The sequence below is a fragment of the Pedobacter sp. Leaf216 genome (assembly GCF_001421515.1).
Lineage (GTDB): Bacteria > Bacteroidota > Bacteroidia > Sphingobacteriales > Sphingobacteriaceae > Pedobacter.
The window spans coordinates 79,431-101,497 of the sequence record NZ_LMKM01000005.1 but is presented as its reverse complement, the minus strand read 5'-3'; the positions used below and the strand labels follow the sequence as shown (position 1 = coordinate 101,497).

The 22,067-nt window shown below is 36.8% G+C and carries 19 protein-coding genes; 8 read left to right on the top strand and 11 right to left on the bottom strand.

Annotated features, from left to right (window positions below; translation table 11 throughout):
- Nucleotides 1-135: 135 nt before the first annotated feature.
- Both ASE74_RS04145 and pbpC read left to right on the top strand, forming a co-directional pair.
- Complete coding sequence (locus ASE74_RS04145; RefSeq protein WP_055904597.1) at nt 136-771, top strand: hypothetical protein; 636 nt, start codon at nt 136-138, stop codon at nt 769-771.
- Between the two features lie 302 nt (nt 772-1,073).
- Entirely contained in the window at nt 1,074-3,446 is a 2,373-nt protein-coding gene (pbpC, locus tag ASE74_RS04140; protein ID WP_055904594.1) for a penicillin-binding protein 1C, read from the top strand.
- Nucleotides 3,447-3,481: 35 nt separating this feature from the next.
- Here the strand turns inward: pbpC and ASE74_RS04135 are convergent, their stop codons facing one another.
- Entirely contained in the window at nt 3,482-4,174 is a 693-nt protein-coding gene (locus ASE74_RS04135; RefSeq protein ID WP_055904591.1) for a lysoplasmalogenase, read from the bottom strand.
- 269 nt (nt 4,175-4,443) lie between these two features.
- Between ASE74_RS04135 and ASE74_RS04130 the strand changes: the two genes are divergently transcribed.
- Nucleotides 4,444-4,794 (top strand): hypothetical protein, encoded by a 351-nt coding sequence (locus ASE74_RS04130; RefSeq protein WP_055904588.1) that lies wholly within the window; start codon nt 4,444-4,446, stop codon nt 4,792-4,794.
- A gap of 5 nt (nt 4,795-4,799) precedes the next feature.
- Here the strand turns inward: ASE74_RS04130 and ASE74_RS04125 are convergent, their stop codons facing one another.
- On the bottom strand, nt 4,800-5,300 hold the full coding sequence (locus ASE74_RS04125) for a very short patch repair endonuclease (RefSeq protein ID WP_055904585.1): 501 nt from the start codon (nt 5,298-5,300) through the stop codon (nt 4,800-4,802).
- 485 nt (nt 5,301-5,785) lie between these two features.
- Between ASE74_RS04125 and ASE74_RS04120 the strand changes: the two genes are divergently transcribed.
- Nucleotides 5,786-6,442 (top strand): phosphatase PAP2 family protein, encoded by a 657-nt coding sequence (locus tag ASE74_RS04120; RefSeq protein ID WP_157255338.1) that lies wholly within the window; start codon nt 5,786-5,788, stop codon nt 6,440-6,442.
- A 2-nt stretch (nt 6,443-6,444) separates the two neighbouring features.
- Here the strand turns inward: ASE74_RS04120 and ASE74_RS04115 are convergent, their stop codons facing one another.
- A complete protein-coding gene (locus ASE74_RS04115; protein WP_055904579.1) occupies nt 6,445-7,053 on the bottom strand; it encodes a Crp/Fnr family transcriptional regulator in 609 nt (202 codons plus the stop codon).
- A 218-nt stretch (nt 7,054-7,271) separates the two neighbouring features.
- Here ASE74_RS04115 and ASE74_RS04110 point away from each other — a divergent pair, with 218 nt between their 5' ends.
- Nucleotides 7,272-7,937 (top strand): HAD family phosphatase, encoded by a 666-nt coding sequence (locus ASE74_RS04110; protein WP_055904576.1) that lies wholly within the window; start codon nt 7,272-7,274, stop codon nt 7,935-7,937.
- Nucleotides 7,938-8,010: 73 nt separating this feature from the next.
- On the opposite strand, the gene ASE74_RS04105 is transcribed toward ASE74_RS04110, so the two are convergent.
- The gene (locus tag ASE74_RS04105) at nt 8,011-9,183 is read right to left on the bottom strand and encodes an aldose epimerase family protein (RefSeq protein ID WP_055904573.1); all 1,173 of its coding nucleotides are present in this window, start codon (nt 9,181-9,183) and stop codon (nt 8,011-8,013) included.
- A 402-nt stretch (nt 9,184-9,585) separates the two neighbouring features.
- Between ASE74_RS04105 and mgrA the strand changes: the two genes are divergently transcribed.
- Both mgrA and ASE74_RS04095 read left to right on the top strand, forming a co-directional pair.
- Nucleotides 9,586-10,575: an L-glyceraldehyde 3-phosphate reductase gene (mgrA, locus tag ASE74_RS04100; RefSeq protein ID WP_055904570.1), complete on the top strand. Its 990-nt coding sequence runs from the start codon at nt 9,586-9,588 to the stop codon at nt 10,573-10,575.
- A gap of 228 nt (nt 10,576-10,803) precedes the next feature.
- Nucleotides 10,804-11,745 carry a cation diffusion facilitator family transporter gene (locus ASE74_RS04095; RefSeq protein WP_055904567.1) on the top strand — a complete coding sequence of 314 codons (942 nt, stop codon included), beginning with the start codon at nt 10,804-10,806 and terminating at the stop codon, nt 11,743-11,745.
- A gap of 88 nt (nt 11,746-11,833) precedes the next feature.
- Here the strand turns inward: ASE74_RS04095 and ASE74_RS04090 are convergent, their stop codons facing one another.
- From ASE74_RS04090 to ASE74_RS04080, 3 genes are all read right to left on the bottom strand, one after another.
- Nucleotides 11,834-12,763 carry an NADP-dependent oxidoreductase gene (locus tag ASE74_RS04090; RefSeq protein ID WP_055904564.1) on the bottom strand — a complete coding sequence of 310 codons (930 nt, stop codon included), beginning with the start codon at nt 12,761-12,763 and terminating at the stop codon, nt 11,834-11,836.
- A gap of 10 nt (nt 12,764-12,773) precedes the next feature.
- A complete protein-coding gene (locus ASE74_RS04085; RefSeq protein WP_055904561.1) occupies nt 12,774-14,147 on the bottom strand; it encodes an NAD-dependent succinate-semialdehyde dehydrogenase in 1,374 nt (457 codons plus the stop codon).
- Between the two features lie 93 nt (nt 14,148-14,240).
- Entirely contained in the window at nt 14,241-15,410 is a 1,170-nt protein-coding gene (locus ASE74_RS04080) for a DUF3095 domain-containing protein (RefSeq protein ID WP_055904557.1), read from the bottom strand.
- A gap of 159 nt (nt 15,411-15,569) precedes the next feature.
- Between ASE74_RS04080 and ASE74_RS04075 the strand changes: the two genes are divergently transcribed.
- Complete coding sequence (locus ASE74_RS04075) at nt 15,570-18,071, top strand: TonB-dependent receptor (RefSeq protein ID WP_055904554.1); 2,502 nt, start codon at nt 15,570-15,572, stop codon at nt 18,069-18,071.
- A gap of 56 nt (nt 18,072-18,127) precedes the next feature.
- Here the strand turns inward: ASE74_RS04075 and ASE74_RS04070 are convergent, their stop codons facing one another.
- The 4 genes from ASE74_RS04070 to ligD form a co-directional block, all read right to left on the bottom strand.
- Complete coding sequence (locus ASE74_RS04070; protein WP_055904551.1) at nt 18,128-18,622, bottom strand: RICIN domain-containing protein; 495 nt, start codon at nt 18,620-18,622, stop codon at nt 18,128-18,130.
- A gap of 38 nt (nt 18,623-18,660) precedes the next feature.
- Entirely contained in the window at nt 18,661-18,858 is a 198-nt protein-coding gene (locus tag ASE74_RS04065; RefSeq protein ID WP_157255337.1) for a hypothetical protein, read from the bottom strand.
- Nucleotides 18,859-19,025: 167 nt separating this feature from the next.
- Nucleotides 19,026-19,322 carry a Dabb family protein gene (locus ASE74_RS04060; protein ID WP_055904545.1) on the bottom strand — a complete coding sequence of 99 codons (297 nt, stop codon included), beginning with the start codon at nt 19,320-19,322 and terminating at the stop codon, nt 19,026-19,028.
- 47 nt (nt 19,323-19,369) lie between these two features.
- On the bottom strand, nt 19,370-22,066 hold the full coding sequence (gene ligD, locus ASE74_RS04055) for a DNA ligase D (RefSeq protein WP_055904542.1): 2,697 nt from the start codon (nt 22,064-22,066) through the stop codon (nt 19,370-19,372).
- Between the last annotated feature and the right edge of the window lies 1 nt (nt 22,067).

The following is a 22,067-nucleotide window of genomic DNA, read 5'->3' as shown; positions in this document are numbered from 1 at the left end:
GAAACATAAACCTCGGTCCGTGTCTCCACGGACCGAAATTTAACAAGTTTAAACCTATTTGATGATTCGTCAACATACAAACCACAGCTTAATAAGATAAAATCGGTTTTGGCGAAATAAATAGAACTAAGTAAAATGAAAACTACATTTACAATTTTAATTTTTCTCATTCCGTTGTGTTCCATTGCACAAAAAACCGGAATCGTATCAGACATTAATTACCAAATGGGTTATGTTTACCTAAAAGGGGCATTAAATCCAAAGGTACTTGCAGAAAATGATCTAGATTTTAATGTATTGACGTATTTAACTGCTTATTTAAATAAGCAAAACGTTCAAAATGAACAATTTGAAAATTTTGATTTTAAAGAACTTGAATATTTTGATAGGCGATATAAATACAAAAAAATGGTTGCTTATGCAGAAGAGTTCTGCATTAAAAATAACCTAAATCAAATTATAATAATTAGAAAAAAAAATTCTTATAAAATGGCAGACCCAAGGCAAATGTTTTATGGCTTTCATCATGATTTTGGTATTGCAACATTGAGTATGTATGATAAGCGACCGATATTGTTCTATAACTTTTCAATAATTAGGTATTTGAAAGGAAGCAGTGATTTTAAAGTAGTTCTAACAAATAGTTACAAAAATCAAAAATTTGATGATGTGGTTTTTGATAAAGAAAATTATAAACTAATAAATGATAAAGTTTTAACATATTTTCAGCCAGTTTTTGAAGCATTGTTAAATAAAGCACTTGATAAATAATTTGATTGAATATTATTTAAGGCCCGCATTGATCATATCCATAAAACCCAAGCGAACAAATACTTATCTATTCCACATTGCGCTATTTTATAAAAATAAATAAATGGCTTATCGAGAAGTTAGATGAGTGTTTATAATTAAAATCAATAGGTTAAATTGGCTGACCATGACTTAAAAGAATACTAACCGCGGCATAAAATAAAAACAGAAGCCTCGGTTCATGTCTCCACTGACCGAAATCTAACTAGTTTAAACCTCGTAGGTTTTAGGAACCTTCTAGCTTGCAACAGAAAAAATCAAAAATGATCAAAACTCCAAAAGCATTCCTCATTTCCGATCTCATTTGTTTTGCTTTGCTTTTGGCATTTCTGTTTTCACTGCCTTCTAAACTATTCAAAACTCCAACTTCCTACGTAATTGAAGCCAGCAATGGTAATTTACTTAGTGCTGCAATTGCAAGCGATGGGCAGTGGCGATTCCCGGTTGCAGATAGCGTACCCATAAAATTTAAGGATTGTATTATCGCTTTTGAAGATAAACGGTTCTACAATCACTTCGGCATCGATTTTTTGGCCATGAGCAGGGCAATGCGGCAAAACTGGAATGCGAAGAGTGTGGTAAGTGGAGGAAGTACATTAACCATGCAGGTAATCCGCTTGTCGCGGAAACAAAACCGAACAGTTTGGCAAAAGTTAGTAGAGGTAATTTTAGCCATTCGATTGGAAACAACTTATTCTAAAGAAGAAATAATTGGTTTATATGCTGCAAATGCACCATTTGGAAGCAATGTGGTTGGATTGGAAGCAGCAAGCTGGCGATATTACGGCCGCAATGCAAAAACGCTTTCATGGGGGGAAATGGCAACGTTGGCCGTTCTCCCAAACAGTCCGTCGTTGGTGCATCCAGGTAAAAACGCCACACGATTGATAAAAAAAAGGAACGATCTATTGGATAAACTCGCTCAATTAAAATACATTGATCAGGCAACCGCCAATTTATCTAAATTAGAACCTGTTCCAGGCAAACCCATGCCCTTACCTCAAAATGCACCGCACCTTTTAAACCGATTCAAGGCAGAAAAAGCGAGTTTAGCGCTCTTTTCAACTAAAATCACCTCCACTTTGGATGAAAATATCCAACTTAAGGTTAATGCCATTTTAAAAAGGTACAATAACCGCTATCGTGCAAACGATATCAACAATATATCGGCCTTGGTACTTGATGCAAAAACGGGAGAGGTAGTAAGTTACGTAGGAAATATTTATCAACCGGAAAATGCCGACTTGCAAAGTCATGTTGATATGATTAAAGCGCCACGTAGTCCTGGGAGTACCTTAAAGCCACTTTTATATGCAAGTATGATGAATGATGGCTTTATTTTACCACACACTTTAATCCCAGATATCCCCACTCAGATTGCAGGTTATTCGCCTCAAAACTATGATCTGGGATATGATGGAGCTATTGCTGCAGACAAAGCATTAAGCCGCTCATTAAATATCCCTGCAGTAAAAATGTTGCAACAATACAAATATGAACGTTTTTACGATAAGCTAAAAAAACTTGGAATAAGCACTTTAAATCAACCTGCAGATCATTACGGTTTATCATTAATATTAGGCGGCAGTGAAGTTACAATGTGGGATCTTGCCAATACTTATATGGGTATGGTGCGCACGCTAAATCATTTTAACACTTATAAAGGACTTTACAATCCAGAAGATTACAAACCAGCCACCTATTTTAAAAGGAATGAAAAAGCAGAAAAAGATTATCAACGCAATTCTTTTTTAGATCATGGTTCGATATGGGCAACCTTTAATGCGATGGAGGAGGTTATGCGTCCTGGAGATGAAGGCTTATGGGAACAATTTTCTTCCTCGCAAAGAGTAGCCTGGAAAACAGGAACCAGTTTCGGCTTCCGTGATGCCTGGGCGATAGGGTTGACACCCAATTATGTAGTGTGCGTATGGGTAGGAAATGCCGACGGCGAAGGCAGGCCAGGCTTGGTAGGCATTGAAGCCGCAGCACCCGTTTTATTCGATATTTTTAGATTATTACCCAATGGAAAATGGTTTGAAACACCAGTAACCAAACTCAAAAAAATTAGAATATGCAAACAGAGTGGTTATAAAGCTGGCGAATATTGCACAAACGTTAATGAAGAAATGGTTCCATCTGCGGGAGAAAAAACGTCGGTTTGTCCTTATCATAAGTTAGTTCATCTGGATCAATCAGGAAGTTACAGGGTTACCGATCAATGTGAAAGTGTTACCAATATGCAACACAAAAGCTGGTTTATTTTACCGCCCGCGATGGAATATTACTATAAAATAAAAAATAGCGATTACAAAAACCTTCCGCCTTTTAAAGAAGGGTGCAATACCGCAGGAGGAAACAGCGTAATGGAAGTAATATACCCTAAAAATAACGCTATAGTATATATTCCTATTGAACTGGATGGCACCAGAGGCAAAATTGTATTAAACGCAGCACATCGGAATTCGAGTTCGAAAATTTACTGGCATATTGATAATGAATATGTAGCTACAACAACAAATTTTCATCAATTGGCCATTAGTCCGGCACCAGGTAAACATACTTTAACTTTGGTGGATGAAAATGGAGAAAGGTTGGTACAGATTTTTACAGTTTTGGATAAGGAGAAGAAATAATTAATATCAGAACTTTATATCACCTACATGATAAATTAAATTTCGGTTCTGGTAACCACAAGTTGCCGGGATACTGTTCCATAAACAATTAAATACTGCGCAATCATATAACTGGCCATAATTAAAGCCCCGCCTTGTGGAATGGGTTGCGCAAATTTATTTACGGCTAATGCACTATCTGATAACAGGAAAAACAGTGCCCCGTATAAAATCAGTTTAAAGCTAAAAATATTCACTTTTCCGTAACGGTTAACGGCCATAAGCACCATGATGCAGATGATAATTGCATACATTAATACCGGAAATTGCATTGCCCCAAGCTTTGGCTGCAAATAAAAAAACAAACCTGAGCAAAATATTGCAAATGCCCCAACAGCCCATAAAAAATATGGCGTTTTATGACTTGGATTGGATTTATGATCAAGCGTAAAAGCCCTGATGTAAAAGATATGGCAAACTAGAAAAGCAATAAGTCCATAAATGAAAAGACTCGGTTTACCGTTTTGCAGCATCAGCAAAATATCTCCCACCAATGCAAAGATTAATCCCGTAAAAATTCTTTTATGAAAACGGCCTTTCAGATTTGTACTCAAGAAAAGCCAAACCAAAAGCACTATTGCAATGAGCGGTTTTGAAAAATTACGCAGATTAACATTATTGGCATATTCTGCATATAACTGAATTACAAACACTAAGAAAAATATAAAAGAAAATAGCTTGGTTTTCATCAGAATTAGGGTTTGCCTTTTGCAAATTAAAGAAGCAAATTACGGATATTAACTGAATAGCGACAAAAATTACTTCGTATCATTTACAAATTTACTAAAACCAAAATCTACCTAAAACGCGCAAAATCGAAAATAATAGAATTCACTAAATTAAAGGTTCACATAAAACCCTTCACACATAGTATTTCTACCCGTTTTTTTATAACGCTTGGTTTATATTAAATTCACCTTACCTTTGTTAAACCATTTTCATCAAAATCATCCCATTTATGAAAAAATTATCTCTCCTTTTTTTGCTTTGTGGCGTAGCATTTTACGCAAAAAGCCAAACCTTAGTGTTGGCTAAAGATGCTGCTGATTATTTAGGTAAAAATGTAACCATCTGCGATTCTGTGTACAGCACAAAAGCCCTGGACAAACTAACCCTGATTAATTTGGGTGGTGCCTTTCCAAAAGAACTGATTACTGTTGTGGTAAATAAAGAAGATATTGCCAAATTCCCTTCTGAGCCTTCAACAATGTTTATGGGAAATAAAATTTGTGTAACCGGAATTGTAAGCGAGTTTAAAGGAAAAAAACAGATTGTAGTAACTGATCCGAAACAGATTATAGTAAAATAGCTTCATTAACCATCAAAACGAGGTATGATGGCTGTTTTAGCAGCCTCAACATAAAGTAAAACCTGATTAACGCAACTGGCCAGTTTCTTTTCTATATCGTGCTCCCAAAACCGCATTACAGTATAACCTTTCGCATTTAGCTGCTGGTTAACTTGTTGATCTCTTTGCATATTCCGCTCAATTTTTGGAATCCAAAATTTAGAATTTGTTTTTAAAGCAGTTTTCTTTTCTTCCCAATTGTATCCGTGCCAAAAATCTCCATCTACAAATATGGCCAACCGGTATTTATTGATGATAAGATCAGGCTTGCCAGGAATATTTTTCGGATGAATTCTGAAACGGATTCGCTTTGCCCAAAGTGCTTTTCTCAGTTTTAACTCGGGCAAACTATTTTTCGCCTTAATCTTTGCCATATTACTACTCCTTTTGGATGTAGTATAAAAACCAGCGTGCTCTTCAAAGCGTGGTATTTTAATCGATTCCTCAGGATATGGTTTTGATTCCATATTTAAGAAACCCCTCAAAAAAGCAAATTGTTTAACAAAAATATTTGGTTAAAAAAAAGAGAAATCTAATCAACCTAGGCCCCTCCTAGTTTTTAGGAGGTGGGCTTGGCTGGAGCGTTAATACAAAGCTATTATTTTAGGAAAAAATGTCGATTTTGGTGCCTCTTCAGTCGGCAGGAAATTAATCCTGCCGACCTCGTAAGCATAGATATCCTTATTATCTACTGTGAAGATTAGAATTCCTTTCCATATTTCATAACAGGTTATACATATAGGTGTATTTCCTTGATGAATAGTTTTATTTCCTTGATGAATATTTTTGCAGACTGTATTTTTTATTCTACTGAATAACCAATAAATAAATCAACAAAGATGAACATTACGTATGCTGTACTCGATAAATTATATAGATTATGCTGGATGATGAGGGATTTTAATCTTTAAAAAATCTATATTATGTATCATTTAGTTTAAAATTCATAGTTTTGGTTTTCGATCTGCCTATGCCCACTTTTTTAAAACGCAATACACTTATTGTAGCCTTGATTATTCTTATAGCTGCATTCACTTTTTTAAGTATTTTTATAGCAAACCATCCTATTTTAGCTTTCGACATTAAAATTTCCTTGTTTATTCAGCAATTTCATGCAGATTGGTTGGATAAGGTAATGCTGGCCATTAGTTTTTTTGGCGAACTCCCCTATTCTTTGCTTTCAGTTTTAATTGTAGCCGGTATATTCTACTGGAAAAAATACAAACGTGAAGGCACGTTTATATCTACTGTTTTACTTTCAGGACTAATTATCCTGGGCATTAAAAATATAATTAACCGCCCCCGCCCTACTGCATTTTATGTTCGGTTAGTGGAAGTAAACCGTTTTCAAAGTTATCCAAGCGGACACGTGCTTTCGTACACACTCTTTTTCGGATTTTTGATAATCATCATGAACACAGCTAAAAACATTCCTAAAGTGACTAAAAATGTGGTTACCTACCTATCAGCGTTTCTGGTTTTTACCATTGCTCCATCACGGATTTATCTTGGTGCACATTGGTTTACAGATACTGTAGGTGGCTTTTTATTGGGAATAATCTGTCTTTTTCCGCTTTGTTATTTTTATTTCAACAAGAAAAAAACATAACATTACTTTTCTTTTTCGGGTTTGTTTTTCTTCCTGATTCTGCTCAGGGTTTCGATCCGCATGCCTAGATAACTGGCCAAAAACTTTAGTGGAACCCTCGATTTTATTGTGGGATGCCCAACATTAAACTGTTTATAACGGGCTTCTGCAGAAGGAATACGCGACAGGATGGAACGTTCCTGAGACTGGTGATAATGTATCGCCAACAATTTACGGGCTAAAATATTGGTTTCAGGGAATTCAACATAAATCTCGTCGATAAAACGATAAGGAAGTATCAGCAACTCTGAATCTTCCAATGCCTGATATTGTTCTTTGTAAGTTGCAATGAGTGTACCCGGATTTCGGATACTTCCGATTAAATGATTTTCGGCCGTTAACCAGGCAGTAATATCTTTGCCTTCATCAACAATAAAGCCCCTTACCAAGCCCTTTAAAATAAAAAAAAGACAATCTCCCTCAATATCATTTACACAATGGAGGATTTCATTTTTACGGACAGAGATTTTAAATGTTTCAGCTTTTGCGCGGTCGACAATTTCTTTGCTAAGCGGCTGCAATCCATTTAGATAACTAATTAAAAGATCACTTTCATGATTGGCAGCAGTCATAACATTATGTCCCAATTGGTAATAAGATGCAAGCTATTACTTGTATACGGGATTTCCAAATATCAAAACGAATGCAACCGCCTAAAAATTACTGTTGTGGAGAATTAATTTTGTACTTCAGACCTAATTTCAATTAGAAAAATAGATTATTTGTTAAATTTTAACATGATAACCATGTTTTGACAAAATCATAAAAAAAATCTGATAGTTTTGTTGTCATGACTAATAATAAACCGAAAGCTTTTCTTTTCGATCTTAATGGCACCATGATTAACGACATGGCTTTTCACAATCATGCATGGCATAACATCCTTACCCAGGATTTAGGTGCAAGTATCAGCTTCGATGCTGTTAAAAAGCAGATGTATGGAAAAAATCAGGATCTTTTGGAACGCGTTTTTGGGGTTGGTCATTTCTCACAGGAACAAATAGATCAGATTTCTATCGAAAAAGAGCACAGGTACCAGGCAGCTTACAAAAAGCACTTAACCTTAATTGCAGGTTTGGGCGATTTTTTGGAAAAGGCAAAACAATCAGGTATCCAAATGGCAATTGGTTCAGCGGCTATACCTTTCAACATTAATTTTGTGTTGGATAACTTAAATATCCGTTCGTATTTTAAAACGATAGTAAGTGCTGAAGATGTAGTAAACAGTAAACCCGACCCTGAAACTTTTACTAAAGGAGCAGAAATTTTAGGTATAAGTGCTGAGGGATGTATTGTATTTGAAGATGCACCAAAAGGTGTAGAAGCGGCACAAAATGCAGGGATGAGGTGTGTAGCCTTAACTACCATGCATACAAAAGAAGAATTTGGTGCTTATAATAATATCATCGCTTTTATAGAAGATTATACTGATCCTATATTGCAGGAACTTTTTTAAAAAATACGGCCCGTATTGCTACAGGCCGCATACTCATGTTATCATCATTGAGATGTAGGGATCGCCAAAACGATTATTTGGTAAATTTGTAAATCGAGCTTGTTTTATATACCTGCCCGGGTTTTAAAACTGTAGACGGGAATGCTGGTTGATTTGGAGAATCTGGAAAATGTTGGGTTTCCATCGCAATAGCTGTTCTGAAATCATCTTTCGCACCGGTTTTAAAAGTGTTTTTGCTTTGCATAAAGTTTCCGCTATAAAACTGTAAACCAGGTTCTTGTGTATAAATATCCATTACAATTCCCGATTTATCTCCTTTAACCGTAGCTGCATGAAACATGCCCATTGCCTTTGTTTTATTCAGTACATAATTATGATCGTAACCTTTTCCGAAAGTTAATTGCTCATTTTTATCGTTTATGCGTGCACCAATGGCAGTTGCTTTAGTAAAATCGAAGGGCGTTCCTGCAACTTTTTCAATTTTGCCGGTAGGAATCAAGGTCGAATCAACAGGAGTATATTCATCCGCATAAATTTGTACCTCGTGATTTAAAATTTCACCGCTCCCATCTCCATTTAAATTAAAAAAGGCATGGTTTGTTAAATTTACAACCGTTGTTTTATCTGTTTTAGCTTCATAATCCATTTTCAATTCATTGTCATCAGTAAGTGTATAAGTAACCTTAACATCTAAATTACCAGGAAAATTTTCGTCGCCATCTTTTGATAAATAGTGAAGCACCAAAGTATTTGCATTGGGTTGTGTAGCATCCCAAACCACATATTGAAAGCCTTTTTTGCCGCCATGGAGCGTGTTTTGTCCATTATTGGTAAATAATGAATACGTTTTCCCTTCCAGCGTAAATTTACCCTTAGCTATTCTGTTGCCATACCTTCCAATTGTTGCTCCAAAATAGGGTTCTGTTGATTTTTCGTAATCGTTTACACTTTTAAAACCCACCACTACATCTACCAGCTTTCCATCTTTATTTGGCACCAGTAAACTAACTATGCGCCCACCATAATTAGTAAAAACGGCTTCAGCATTATTTTTATTTTTTAAGGTATAAAGGGCAGTTTGCTTACCATCAATTTCTTTTTTAAAGGAATCTGCAACAAGTTTTACAACTGCGGCAGAGTCGCTTTTTAAACTATCAGTTGATGAAGATTTTTTTGTTTCAGATTGGCAAGATGCAAATCCAATTGCAGCCAGAACGCCGAAGCCCGCTAATGATTTTAATTTCATAAAATGGAATACTTGGTTTAGAATTATTTAAGTTTTTAAATATAAGTATATCACTTAACTTTACAAATAAAACGATTTAGAAGATTCAAAATGCAGATAGTAAAGAATAATTTACTTGAATCGTATCAATGAGACGATTTGTAGAAATAGTGATCACAAAATGTAGAAACATTAAATTTTCTTACAAGTTTCATTATCATTCTTTATCCCTTTATTAAATTTAACATCTTTTCGGAGTTATAAAGCCGGTTATTGGTTCGGCAAGAAACAGGCGCACATTAAGCGGAAACCCCTCCCGATTAATAATTTCGCGAATCACCACTGTTTAAGACATAAATTTTATGGCATTTTTAATTAAAATCCGCTTAAACTGATTATTATTGTGGCAATCAAATCCCAAATATGAATCAAAAAATTTCAACAGACCGTTACGATAAAATGCTTTATCGCCGTTGCGGAAACAGTGGCATCAAATTGCCAGCTATATCTTTGGGCTTATGGCATAATTTCGGACATGTAAACGTTTTTGAAAATAGCAAGAATTTAATCTATACTGCTTTTAACAATGGAATTACCCATTTCGATTTAGCCAATAATTATGGCCCGCCTCCAGGTTCTGCTGAAGAAGTTTTCGGAAAAATTTTACACGAAGATTTTAAAGGGTATCGTGATGAAATGATTATCTCAAGCAAAGCTGGTTATACCATGTGGGATGGCCCTTATGGAGACTGGGGATCAAAAAAATACCTGGTTTCGAGCCTGGATCAAAGCTTAAAACGCATGAAATTGGATTATGTTGATATTTTTTATCACCATCGCCCCGATCCAGAAACACCACTTGAAGAAACCATGGGCGCATTAAGTTTAATGGTTCAGCAAGGAAAAGCGCTTTATGTGGGTATTTCAAATTACAGAGCCGATGAAGCTGCAAAAGCAATTAAAATTTTAAAAGATAATGGCACACCCTGTTTAATCCACCAGCCAAAGTATTCGATGTTTGAACGCTGGGTAGAGGATGGTTTATTAGCTGTTTTGGCAGATAATGGTGTAGGTTGTATCCCATTTTCTCCTTTGGCGCAAGGGCTGCTTACCGATAAATATTTGCACGGTATCCCTGCCGATTCAAGAGTAGCAACCAGTGGTGTGTTTTTGAAAGAAAGTAACATAACGCCCGAAAAACTGGAAGTAATTGGCAAGTTAAATGAGGTAGCAAGGTCGAGAGGACAAAAATTAGCACATATGGCTTTATCTTGGATATTGAAAGACAATCGCATTATGACTGTATTGATAGGTGCCAGCAAGCCAGAACAAATTACAGATTCAATTAAAGCTTTAGATAACATAGTATTTAGTGCTGCTGAAATACAGCTGATTGATGAAATATTAAGTTAGAAACACCCTAAACTAAACCCAGTTAACATGCAAATAGCACTAAAGGGTTTGGTAGAGCGTTTTTATTTACAAACATGGAGCAATCTTAAAGCGCACTCGGGTTGTGATTTTAAGATTGCTTTTTTGCCAAAAGCCTTTACGAGATAACGATTTTGCTAAACATTTCGATTTAAAACCAAATCTCATAAAAATCGTTTAAGAAATAAATCCTTTACATTTCTTAAATTTATGGCAAGAGCCAACAATTCTATTTATAGTGCCTTAGCGGCCAATTTATTAATTGCAGTTACCAAATTTATTGCAGGCGCTTTTACCAATAGCTCATCAATGATTGCCGAAGGCATCCACTCTACTGTTGATACGAGCAACCAATTATTATTGCTTTATGGTTTAAAAAGAAGCGTTAAACCACCAGATAAATCCCGCCCATTTGGTTACGGGAAAGAATTGTATTTCTGGTCGTTCATTGTTTCCATCATGATTTTTGGCCTTGGTGGCGTAGTATCTATTTCTCAGGGCATTTCACATATTCGCCATCCCGAAACATTGAGCAACCCTACATGGAATTATGTGGTATTGGGTTTGTCGTTTATTTTCGAAGGTGCTTCACTGATCGTGGCCATGAAAGAATTTGACAAAACCAGGAAAGGTTTACCGTGGTGGAAAGCCATTATCAAAAGTAAAGATCCATCGGGTTTTTTGGTACTGTTTGAAGATGGTGCAGCCGTATTGGGCTTATTAATTGTATTTATTTTCATGGTGCTTAGCCATAACCTCAATATGCCATTTTTAGATGGATTAGCTTCTGTTTTTGTAGGTACATTACTGATTTTTGTTTCATTTATCCTGGCAAGAGAAAGCAGGAGTTTGCTGATGGGTGAAGGATTAACAACCGAAACGCAACAGAAGATTAAAGAGTTGGTAGAAAATGATGGTGATGTTATAACTGTTACCAGTATCCTTTCCCAATATCAATCACCAAAAGAGGTGTTATTGGTGCTCATTCTTACCTTTAAAGCGGAATTAAATACAACAGATTTAACCAATGCTATCGATCGGTTGAGGGATAGAATTAAATCAGAGTATACTGTTATCAAATTTGTGATCATTCAGCCACAATCTGCAAATGTAGTAGAGCGGGATGTTAGCGAAGATATCTACCTGGAGTAAAACAGCTCAATTGGTATACAAAAAACACACCAATTGAGCCATTTTCATTTATTTTCATATAGTGTTGAATAAACACCAAACTTTTGAGTTAAATCACCTGCAACACAATTTTTCCACGGGTATGGCCCTGTTCACTTTCGGTTTGAGCCTGCCTTGCACTGGTAAAAGGCAAAACTTTATCTATAATGGGTTTAACCTTTCCTGAATCGATCAATGCTGCAATTTCTGCCAATTGAGCTGGGATAGATTGTGCCATAAAACCCGTTAAATGTAGCTTTTTCGCTTTAGCCTCTGCAGTAAATTCGGGCATTAAAGTGGTAATTACCCGCCCGCCCTCTTTAAGGATATTCAAAGATTTTAACTGTGTATCTCCACCTATGGTATCCAGTACAAGATCAACATCGCTCAAAATAGATTCAAAATCTTCCATTTTATAATCAATTACTTCATCGGCACCCAAACGTTTTAAAAAATCTATGTTTGCGCTTGAGGCGGTGCCGATTACATGTGCACCTTTCCATTTGGCAAATTGAACGGCATATGTGCCAACTCCACCAGCCGCTGCGTGAATCAACACTTTTTGCTCCGCTTTTAACAATCCATGATCAAAAAGTCCTTGCCATGCCGTTAAACCAGCCAAGGGTACCGCTGCTGCTTCTGTATGCCCAATGCTTGAAGGCTTAAAACCAATAATATTCGATTTTACCACAATATATTCGGCATAAGCGCCATTTTTTGTTGGGTCGGGCCTGCCGTAAACCTCGTCGCCTTTTCTAAAACCGCTTACTTTATTACCGATTTCTTCTATTGTTCCGGAAACATCCCAGCCCAATGTAAGTGGTAATTTTGAAGGAAATTTTTCTTTCCGTAGTCCTTCCCTTATTTTCCAATCTACCGGATTTACACTTGTAGCATGTACTTTAATCAACACTTCATCTGCCGCAGGTTGGGGTACCGGTATTTCATCAATTGATAAAACCTCGGGGCCGCCATGCTCATGGATTCTTATCGCTTTCATATGTATTCAATTATTTAATATAAACAGTTTTAATATTTACAAATTCATGGATGCCAAACATTCCCAATTCGCGACCATAACCAGATTGGTTAATGCCACCAAAAGGCAAAGCCGGATCAGATTTCACTCCCTCATTTACGAAACAAGAACCAGCGGCCAGTTTGTTCCTGGCAATATCTTCCGCCAGTTCCAAATTTTCTGTAAAAACAGCTGCACCCAATCCGAAATTGGTATCATTTGCAATATTGATGGCATCTTCAGTATCTTCTGCGGTGATAACAGCGGCTACAGGCCCGAATATCTCTTCATGATAAGCCAGTACGCCCTTTGTAACGTCAACTAATATTGTTGGCTGGTAATAAGCATGTTTGCCATCCATTTTTGGAATTTCACCACCTAAAATGCATTTTGCGCCTTGTTCAATGCTTTTCAAAACTTGTTGATGCAATTCATCCCGCAGCTCTGCTCGAGCCATTGGTCCCAAATCATTTTCCTCCCTTAATGGGTCGCCAGTTGTTTTACTTTCCATTTCTATTTTAAACAGTTGTGTAAATTTTTCGGCAACAGATTTTACCACAATGAATCTTTTGGCCGCAATACAACTTTGGCCGTTATTGATTAACCTGGCATTAGCACAAATTTTGGCTGCTTTTTCTAAGTCAGCATCTGCTAAAATGAGGTAAGGGTCGCTCCCACCTAGTTCTAAAACAGTTTTTTTAATTAATTGCCCGGCCTGTTCAGCTACTTTTTGTCCAGCTTCGGTACTTCCCGTTAGGGTAACTGCTTTGATGTATGGATTTTCGATTACTTTCGGTATGGCTTTGCTACTGCAAACCAGTGTTTTAAATACATTGGCTGGAAAACCTGCATCTACGATTACTTTTTCAATCTCGATTGCGCAGTCGGTAACGCCCGAAGAATGTTTTAAAACGCCGCAATTGCCGGCCATTAGTGCAGGGGCTAAAAACCGGAACACTTGCCAAAAAGGAAAATTCCATGGCATAATGGCCAGCACTACCCCTATGGGTTGAAAACTGACATAACTTTTGGCTGCACTTGTTTTAACTACCTGATCGGAAAGGAATTCAGCTCCATTTTTAGCATAATACTCACAAACCGATGCACATTTAAGTACCTCAGCCATACCATCTTTTAATGGTTTTCCCATTTCTAAGGCCATAAGTTCGGCCAGGTGGTTTTTACGCTCAATTAATAGTTTAGATACCTGCAAGAGTAAATTGCCGCGACTTTTAAAGTCTGTATCTTTATATTTTAGCCAGGATTGATGAACCTGCTCTATTTTCTGACTGATTGATTCTTCCGAATCTTCCTGATAGGTTTTAATGATTGCCCCATTTACAGGGTTTACCGATGAAATGCTCATTTGATAACAACAAATAAGCATTTGAGATTGTGTTTTTTATTTGAATATTCCTGCTATATGGAATGATTGATCTTAGCCGGGTTTTTCCAAAATCTATTCAGTTGTAACCAATTTATCCTTTATTTTTTGTTTCAACACACTGGCGGCCTGCGTATAACCTCCCTCAGCACCATCAACAAAATGAATGTGATCATCATCTAAATCCCTAACATAGCACGACATAATCGATTCGCCACTTACATAAAGGGCATATAAAATACGGCCATCTTTTTCAATTTTATCCAATTCTTTCTGCAATGCCAAACGCTGTTTTTCTGTTCCGGTAATCACCGTATTAATTCTTCCGTCAATTACCAATGTATCCGACATTTCTACCAGTTGTTTCAGGTAATTTTTACCGCTTTCGGTTCTAAAGTAGATGTAGCCATAAACATTGATGAACCAGGATTTAATTAATTCGAAAATTTTAACCTTACCTAAACGGTGTTTCATCTCTTTACCCAAACTATTAAAGCTGGTTCTAAAAATAAGTTTCGATACAGAAATTGGCTGCCGTTTTTCTGCGGTACCATAAATCTGATCGAGATGACGAATAACTTTACTAAACACTTCTGCTTGTTCAGCACATTTTTGTGCAATTACGATAAGTGTTACCACCTCTTCACTATTTTCGGGTGGTTCAATTTTGTCCCAGCGGCACTGCATACCGCTTAAATCTATTTCATCGCTTGATGGATCATGGCCAGATAAAAGGTAATCATCTCCCTTGATAATTTGCTCTGCATAGGCAAGTCCATCGCCTAAAACAATGGGAATGGAAAGTGTTCCTGAATTGCTGTATCTGCTGATTTTAAGTTGATGGCCTTTATGGTATATTTTTTCTACTGCAACAATTCCGGCCCTTAAATCAAGATTAAAATTTTGCAGGGTGTTTTCCTGGTATTTCAACAAGGATTTCATTACCTCAGCTACCATACTGGCCGGAACAATAAATGTGGCTCCATCACCACCGAAGAAAAAAGGAACAAGAATATTGGCCTTAAAAGCAATGTTGAGCACTGTAACAATACTTCCTGTAGCAATTAAATTTACGGTTTCGTGCAGCCCCGAATTAACAGCCACGGTTGAACTTTTTATATCGGTAATAATTACATGCCAATCTTCAGGTATTTCCTTAAACAAGTTATTTTTTAGCAATAACTGCGCTAGAGGAATTTTATTTACAGCAAGATTTGAATAAAAATGGTCTTGATTACTTGGCATAATTCGATTTAGAACATTCTAATATACGCATTCCACCACATAGCGTGTTTTTTAATACAGACTAATGTTTTAATCTTATTTAGAATAAATAAAAATAATTTTGATAATCCGCGTCAAAAATAGTTCCTTTGCGCCAACTAAGAATTAATCTAAATAAAAATGAATAGAAAATATACCTTCTTTTTAAATTTTATAGCCTTGTTTCTGTTCTTCGCAGTAACTACAATGGCACAAACTAAAAACGGATCGGTTTCCGGTACCATTAAAACAAGTGATGGCAATCCGGCCGGATATGTAAGTGTTGGATTAAAAAACACAAACAAAACTACTCAAACTGATGAAAAAGGTAATTTTACCATCAAAAATATAGCTCCGGGCACATACACCATTAAAACATCAGCTATTGGAATAGCTGCGCAAGAAAAATCAATCACCATTACAGCTGGCCAAAACGTAAATGCTGATTTTACCATTGCCGAATCTTCTTCACAATTAAATGAGGTTGCCATTAATGGTTACAAAACACCCAACAGAAAGCCGGTAAACCTGGGTAAAATAGCAATTGCACCAATGGATTTACCACAAGCCGTACAGATTATCGGAAACCAGGTGATTACCGATATACAAGCCAACCGCTTAAGCGATGTGCTTAAAAATGTAAACGGGGTTGCTTTTGGTGAAAACCGTGGTTCAGTGAGTGGCGAAACTTTTTTTGCCCGCGGTTATAGTTTAGGTGCAAACAACGTATTTAAAAATGGCTCTCGTGCAACCAGTGGTGGCATGCCCGAAACCAGTACATTAGAATCGGTTGAGGTTTTAAAAGGAAGCGCAGCATTGCTTTATGGTGGTGTAAGCGGTGGAGCAGTAGTTAATTTGGTAACAAAAAAACCAAAATTTGAGTATGGTGGTGAAGTTTCCATGCGTGCAGGGAGCTACGACATGTACAAACCTACAGCAGATATTTACGGCCCGATTACCAAAAATTTAGCTTTCAGGGTAATTGGTACTTATGAAGATGCGGCCAGTTTTAGAAACAGCGTAAATTCTAACCGGATTTATGTTAATCCATCTTTACTTTATAAAATTAGCGATAAAACAGACATCTTATTACAAGGCGACTATTTAAAGAGCAATATGACACCCGATTTTGGTATAGGAACGGTTGAAAATCAGATTGCAGATATAGGCCGTAAAGCTTTTGTAAATGCGCCATGGGCATACAATAAAACAAACACAGTTACTTCGCAGCTAAACATAAACCATAAATTTAATGACAATTGGAAGCTGAACATACTGGCCAACTTACAATCGTACAACCGTAATTATTTTAGTGCTGAACGCCCGTTTGCAGATACTAAAGTAGCTACAAATCCGCTTCCTTATGGCTTTGCTGCCCGTAATGTAACCCGCTCTAAAACGAAAGAGTTTACTTATAATGAGCAGATAAACTTAAATGGTTATTTTAAAACCGGAAACATTACCCATACTTTATTGGTTGGTGCAGATGCTGATCAATCGCGCACTACAAGTGGCGGGTTTACATTCAACAATAACTTAACCAGTTTCAATTATGGTAATGTAAACTTACTTGATCCTTCTACTTATTACGGTTCAGGAATTGAGCCTACAGTTAATACAATTTCGGAAGTATTTGCTCCATTATACCGCATGGGAGCTTTTGTACAGGATTTAGTTTCAATAACTGATCAGTTTAAAGTACTTGCAGGTGTACGCTATACTTTCCAAAAAACACCAAGAACGGTTACAACAACTTTAGCAACAGGTGTACAAACTTTAAGTGTAAACAGCTTAAATAATTCTAAAGTTGAAAGTGCTTTTACTCCAAAATTTGGTTTAATTTACCAACCATTAAAAACTACGTCTATTTATGCCAGTTATTCGAGCAATTTTGTTCAAAATACCGGAACGGATATTAATTTAGCCCCTTTAGACCCATCAACGTTGCAGCAATATGAGGCTGGTGTTAAAAACGATCTGTTTAAAGGCAGGTTATCGGTTAATTTAACCTGGTACAGAATTGCCAATGATAAATTTGCACAGCAAGCGTTAATTAATGCTCAAGGCGCACCAAATGGTGATACAAACATCAAAGAACTTAGCGGAAAATCATTGAGTGATGGTTTGGAACTTGATATTACCGGTACTATTGTTAAAGGATTAAACTTTATAGCTGGTTATAGCTATAACTTTATCCGCTACACCGAAACCCGGGATAAAACAGTTTTTACCGTACCAGCACCAACACCTACAAAGCCAAACGATACAAGAACAGTTACATTGGGTGGTGTAATAGAAGGCCAAAGATTGGTTGGTTCTACCAAAAACACAGCCAACGGCACCTTATTTTATACTTTCCAGGAAGGAAGTGTTAAAGGTTTAAAACTAGGTGCTTCAGCTTATTACACAGGTGCACGTAATGGTGGCTATAACGACACAAAAATACAAGCATACAGCAGGTTAATTCCGTTAAGTGCTTTTACCACTTTCGATTTATCTGCCGGTTACAACTGGAGAAAAATTTCATTGTTGGCAAAGATTTCTAACATTACCAACGAGCTAAACTATTTTGTGCATGAAAACTACAGTGTGAATCCAATTCCACCACGCCAGTTTACGACAACTTTATCTTATAAATTTTAAGCATTACAAACAATTAAAAAAAGCTTCAGATCGGTAGATTTGAAGCTTTTTTAGTTTTACATGGTGGGAGATTGTGCATAGATTGTCCATTGCTGGTCTTTTGTATTTGATTTTTTCGCCAGAATAATGGCAGAATTGCTTTTCCCTTCTTTATCTTCAGGTGTGAGGTACAACTCAGTTCCCTTAAGCTTAATCAGGTAAGTATCTTTTCCGGCAGGCTCAAATTCATATTGCTGCTTATTATTTCCTAAAGCTAAAGGCTGTTCTTCCAAAGCAATATCAGCTTGCTTGGGTTGAAAGGTTTTTCCGGTTAATAGATTTTTTAAGTGGTAGTTATTTCCTTCTACGTTGATAAAATTCCAGGTCATACATTTCCAATTCTGCGGATCGTAAGCCACTAAAGGTGTTCCATTTTTATTGCTGGCATCTTTTACCCTCAGCAATTGCCCGGTTTGAACATTTTTTATAGCGTAATTCCCTTTTATGGTTTGCGCTATACCAGCATAATTAATTAGCAATACAAAACCAATTGCTAAAAGATATTTTCTCATAACGCTAATATAATTAATTTGTTAAGCTGAATTGAGTACTAAAGAATAATCAGTATGGTACCTGATTTGAGCAGTTTAAAATAATAATAAAATTCGCCATGGCGTTTAATCTTTTCGATTTCACAAACCTTACCTGATTTTCCATATTCATCAGCTAATAAATCGCCTATTCTAATACTATCCAAGAGATTTACGCTAATAGATGCTCTTTTAATTAATGTAGGGTTTTTTTCCATGAGATTGCCATTTGAAATATTTACGCAATCATAAAGATTTTGGTTTTGAAGGATCACAAATTACTTATTATTAAGTAACAGGGATACAAATTGGTAGCTTTTGTCAGCAATTATAGCGGAAAACGCATTAAGCAAAAATGCCTCCGAATTGTTCGGAGGCATTCTATTTAGGCGGCGTCGTAAATGATCACCTTATCAAAATAAACCTTAAATTCATCCAAGAAAGCCTTGTGCAAAGGGTGTACCTGGTAAACATCATGTGCAGCCAGATCGTTAAACAACAATAACAGGCTAAAGGTATAAGTGGTATCTACCACAGCGCGCTCAATTGGTGCAGGTACGCCAATGTGAAAAGTTTTAACAACTTCAATGTTTTCTAATGTTTGTAAACTATTGCGAAAAGCAACTTTTTGCTCATCTGTGGTATCGGCTTTAAGCCAGAATAAAACGTGGTGTGCGATCATTTTTTAATTTTTTTCAAATATAAGGAAAGGTCCAAAAGATTAATGTTTTATCCGAAAACACTTTTGGCTTTACCAATTGCCTTTTTCAGGTCGATTCCTTTACCCAATACGCCTTTAAACAAATCGCCTTCAACTTTTAAACGGTCGATTGCATTAAAAATATTAAAATCTTTCATTTTCAAACCTGGTTTTACTTCATACCAGTGCAAAGGCATAGATACCGTAGCTCCAATTTTTGGTCGTAAAGAATATGGTCCTGCAATGGTTGCCCCTGGCCTGTTTTGTAAGAAATCTAAATACATTTTACCTTTACGGGCAGCAATCATTCGTTCAAGCGAAGTAAAATCGGGAATTTGGTTGTGAACGAGGTTAACCACAATCTTGGCAAACATCTGACTTTGATCGTAACTATATTTTGCATTTAAGGGGATATATATGTGCATACCTGTTGAACCTGATGTTTTGCAAAAACTTGGTACATCCAAGGCATCCAATACCTTTTTGGTTTCGAGTGCTGCCTCTATTACCTGATCAAAGGTATTTTTGTCGGGATCCAAATCTATAACACAATAATCAGGGTTATCTGGACTTTGCGCACGGCTAAACCAGGGATTCATTTCGATACATCCTAAACTGGCCATCCATAACAGTGATGCTTCATCTGTGCCAACCAGATATTCTTTTTTCTCTCCATCACTGGTTTCATATGGAAAGGTTTTAACCCAATCAGGAGCTTTACCTCTTACATCCTTTTGATAAAAGCTTGGGCCATGTATGCCTCCGGGAAAGCGGTTGAGCGACTGCGGCCGGTCTTTTAAATAAGGCATTATATATTCTGCTACCTGATAATAGTAATTAAACATGTCCCTTTTAGTTACCTTATCTTCCGGCCAGTAAATTTTACTCAGGTTGGTAAACTTCAGTTCGTGACCTTTAATTTTTCTTACCTGAGTTTCATCTTTAGGGTTTAAAAGTGTTTTGGGCTGCTTTCCTTTTGGTGGTGTAATTGCTTTAGCATGCTGATCATCGTTTTTATCGTCAGCCACAATTTCGGCGGTTGCTGTTTCTTCCTCGCGGATTACATCTTTGGCTTTTTTATCTTCGCGCATTCCCTGAAAGGAAGGATGTCGGAATACACCATCATCAGTAACCTCCGTAAAGGCCACTTCGCATACCAGTTCAGGCTTAAGCCAGGTGGCTTTTGCTTTTGGCGGATTTGGCCTGAAACGTGAAGGTTTATTTACATCGGGAATACTTTCGAAAGGGGCTTTATCAACAATAAGGGGTTTAAATTGCTCCATCATTGATTTTTGTAATTTATCAGAAAAACCTGTACCTACCTTACCAACATATTGCAATTTCCCTTTTTCATATACCCCTAACAATAATGAGCTGAATGATTTTGAAGTGTCTTCGTTTTTGGTGAAACCTGCAATTACCACTTCCTGCCGTTTGTGCACCTTAATTTTAAGCCACTCTTTTGATCTTCGGTCTGTAGCATAGGTGCTGTCCGTTTTTTTAGCAATAATCCCTTCTAAGCCCATTTTTTCAGCGGCATGGAAGAAATCAACGCCACTTGCTTTAAAAACTTTCCCTAAACGCACACGGTCATCGTCAGTTGGCAGTACCTCATTTAATACGGCCTGGCGTTGGTACAAAGGAAGTTCCATCAGGTTTTTGCCTTCGTACCATAAAATATCGAAAACATAAAATACAAGTTCTCCATCGGCCTCACTCCTCCAGTTCTGTAATGAACCAAAATTGGATATGCCTTTATCATTTAATACCAGGATTTCACCATCTATAACGGCATTGATTTTCCAATCTTTAAGCAAATCATAGATTGGATAAAATTTTTCGTTAAAGGATTTATTGTTTCTTGAAAATATGTCGACATTACCTTTATTGATAAACGCCAAAGCGCGGTAACCGTCCCACTTTACCTCATATTGCCAGTTTGGATCATCAAATGGCTCATCAACCAATGTGGCCAACATGGGCTTAATATTTTTTGGAATAGGCGACTTTGTTGCTTTCTTAAGTATTGCCTTTACATCAACTGTAGCTTCTTCTCCAACCGGCTTGGTTTGTTTGGTGGTATTTTGCTCAGTCTTTTTTTTTTCGGGTTTCAAATTCTGCTCTTTTCCTTCTTTCCAAACTTTATCTGATGTTTTCTCCATTTTTTCAATGGTTTTTCCCGAAAGAACAGATTTATCTTCTTTTGTTATATCTTTTGTAGAGGCATAATCATCTTTATGTTTAATTAGCAACCAGCCGTTTTCGCCCATGCCATGGGTTTTAACAAGAGCAAATTCTCCGCGAAGCTTCTCTCCATTCAATTTTATTTTTAATGAGCCATCTTTTAACTGGCCCAAAAGATGCTTCTCCTGTGCTTTTTTCCCCTTAATGGCTTCAATAGGCTCATAAGTGCCTTCATCCCATACAATAACTGTTCCGCCACCATATTCGCCCTGAGGGATAATGCCTTCGAAATCTTTATAATCATAAGGATGGTCTTCTACCATCATGGCTAAACGCTTGTTTTTTGGATCGGTTGATGGGCCCTTTGGTACGGCCCAACTTTTTAATACACCGTCCATTTCGAGTCTGAAATCATAGTGCAAACGGGATGCATCATGTTTTTGAATCACAAAATGTAACTTATTCCGATCATTGCTTTTACCCGATTTAGGCTCGGCAGTTTTAGAGAAATCACGCTTGGCAACATATTTTTCCAGACTCATA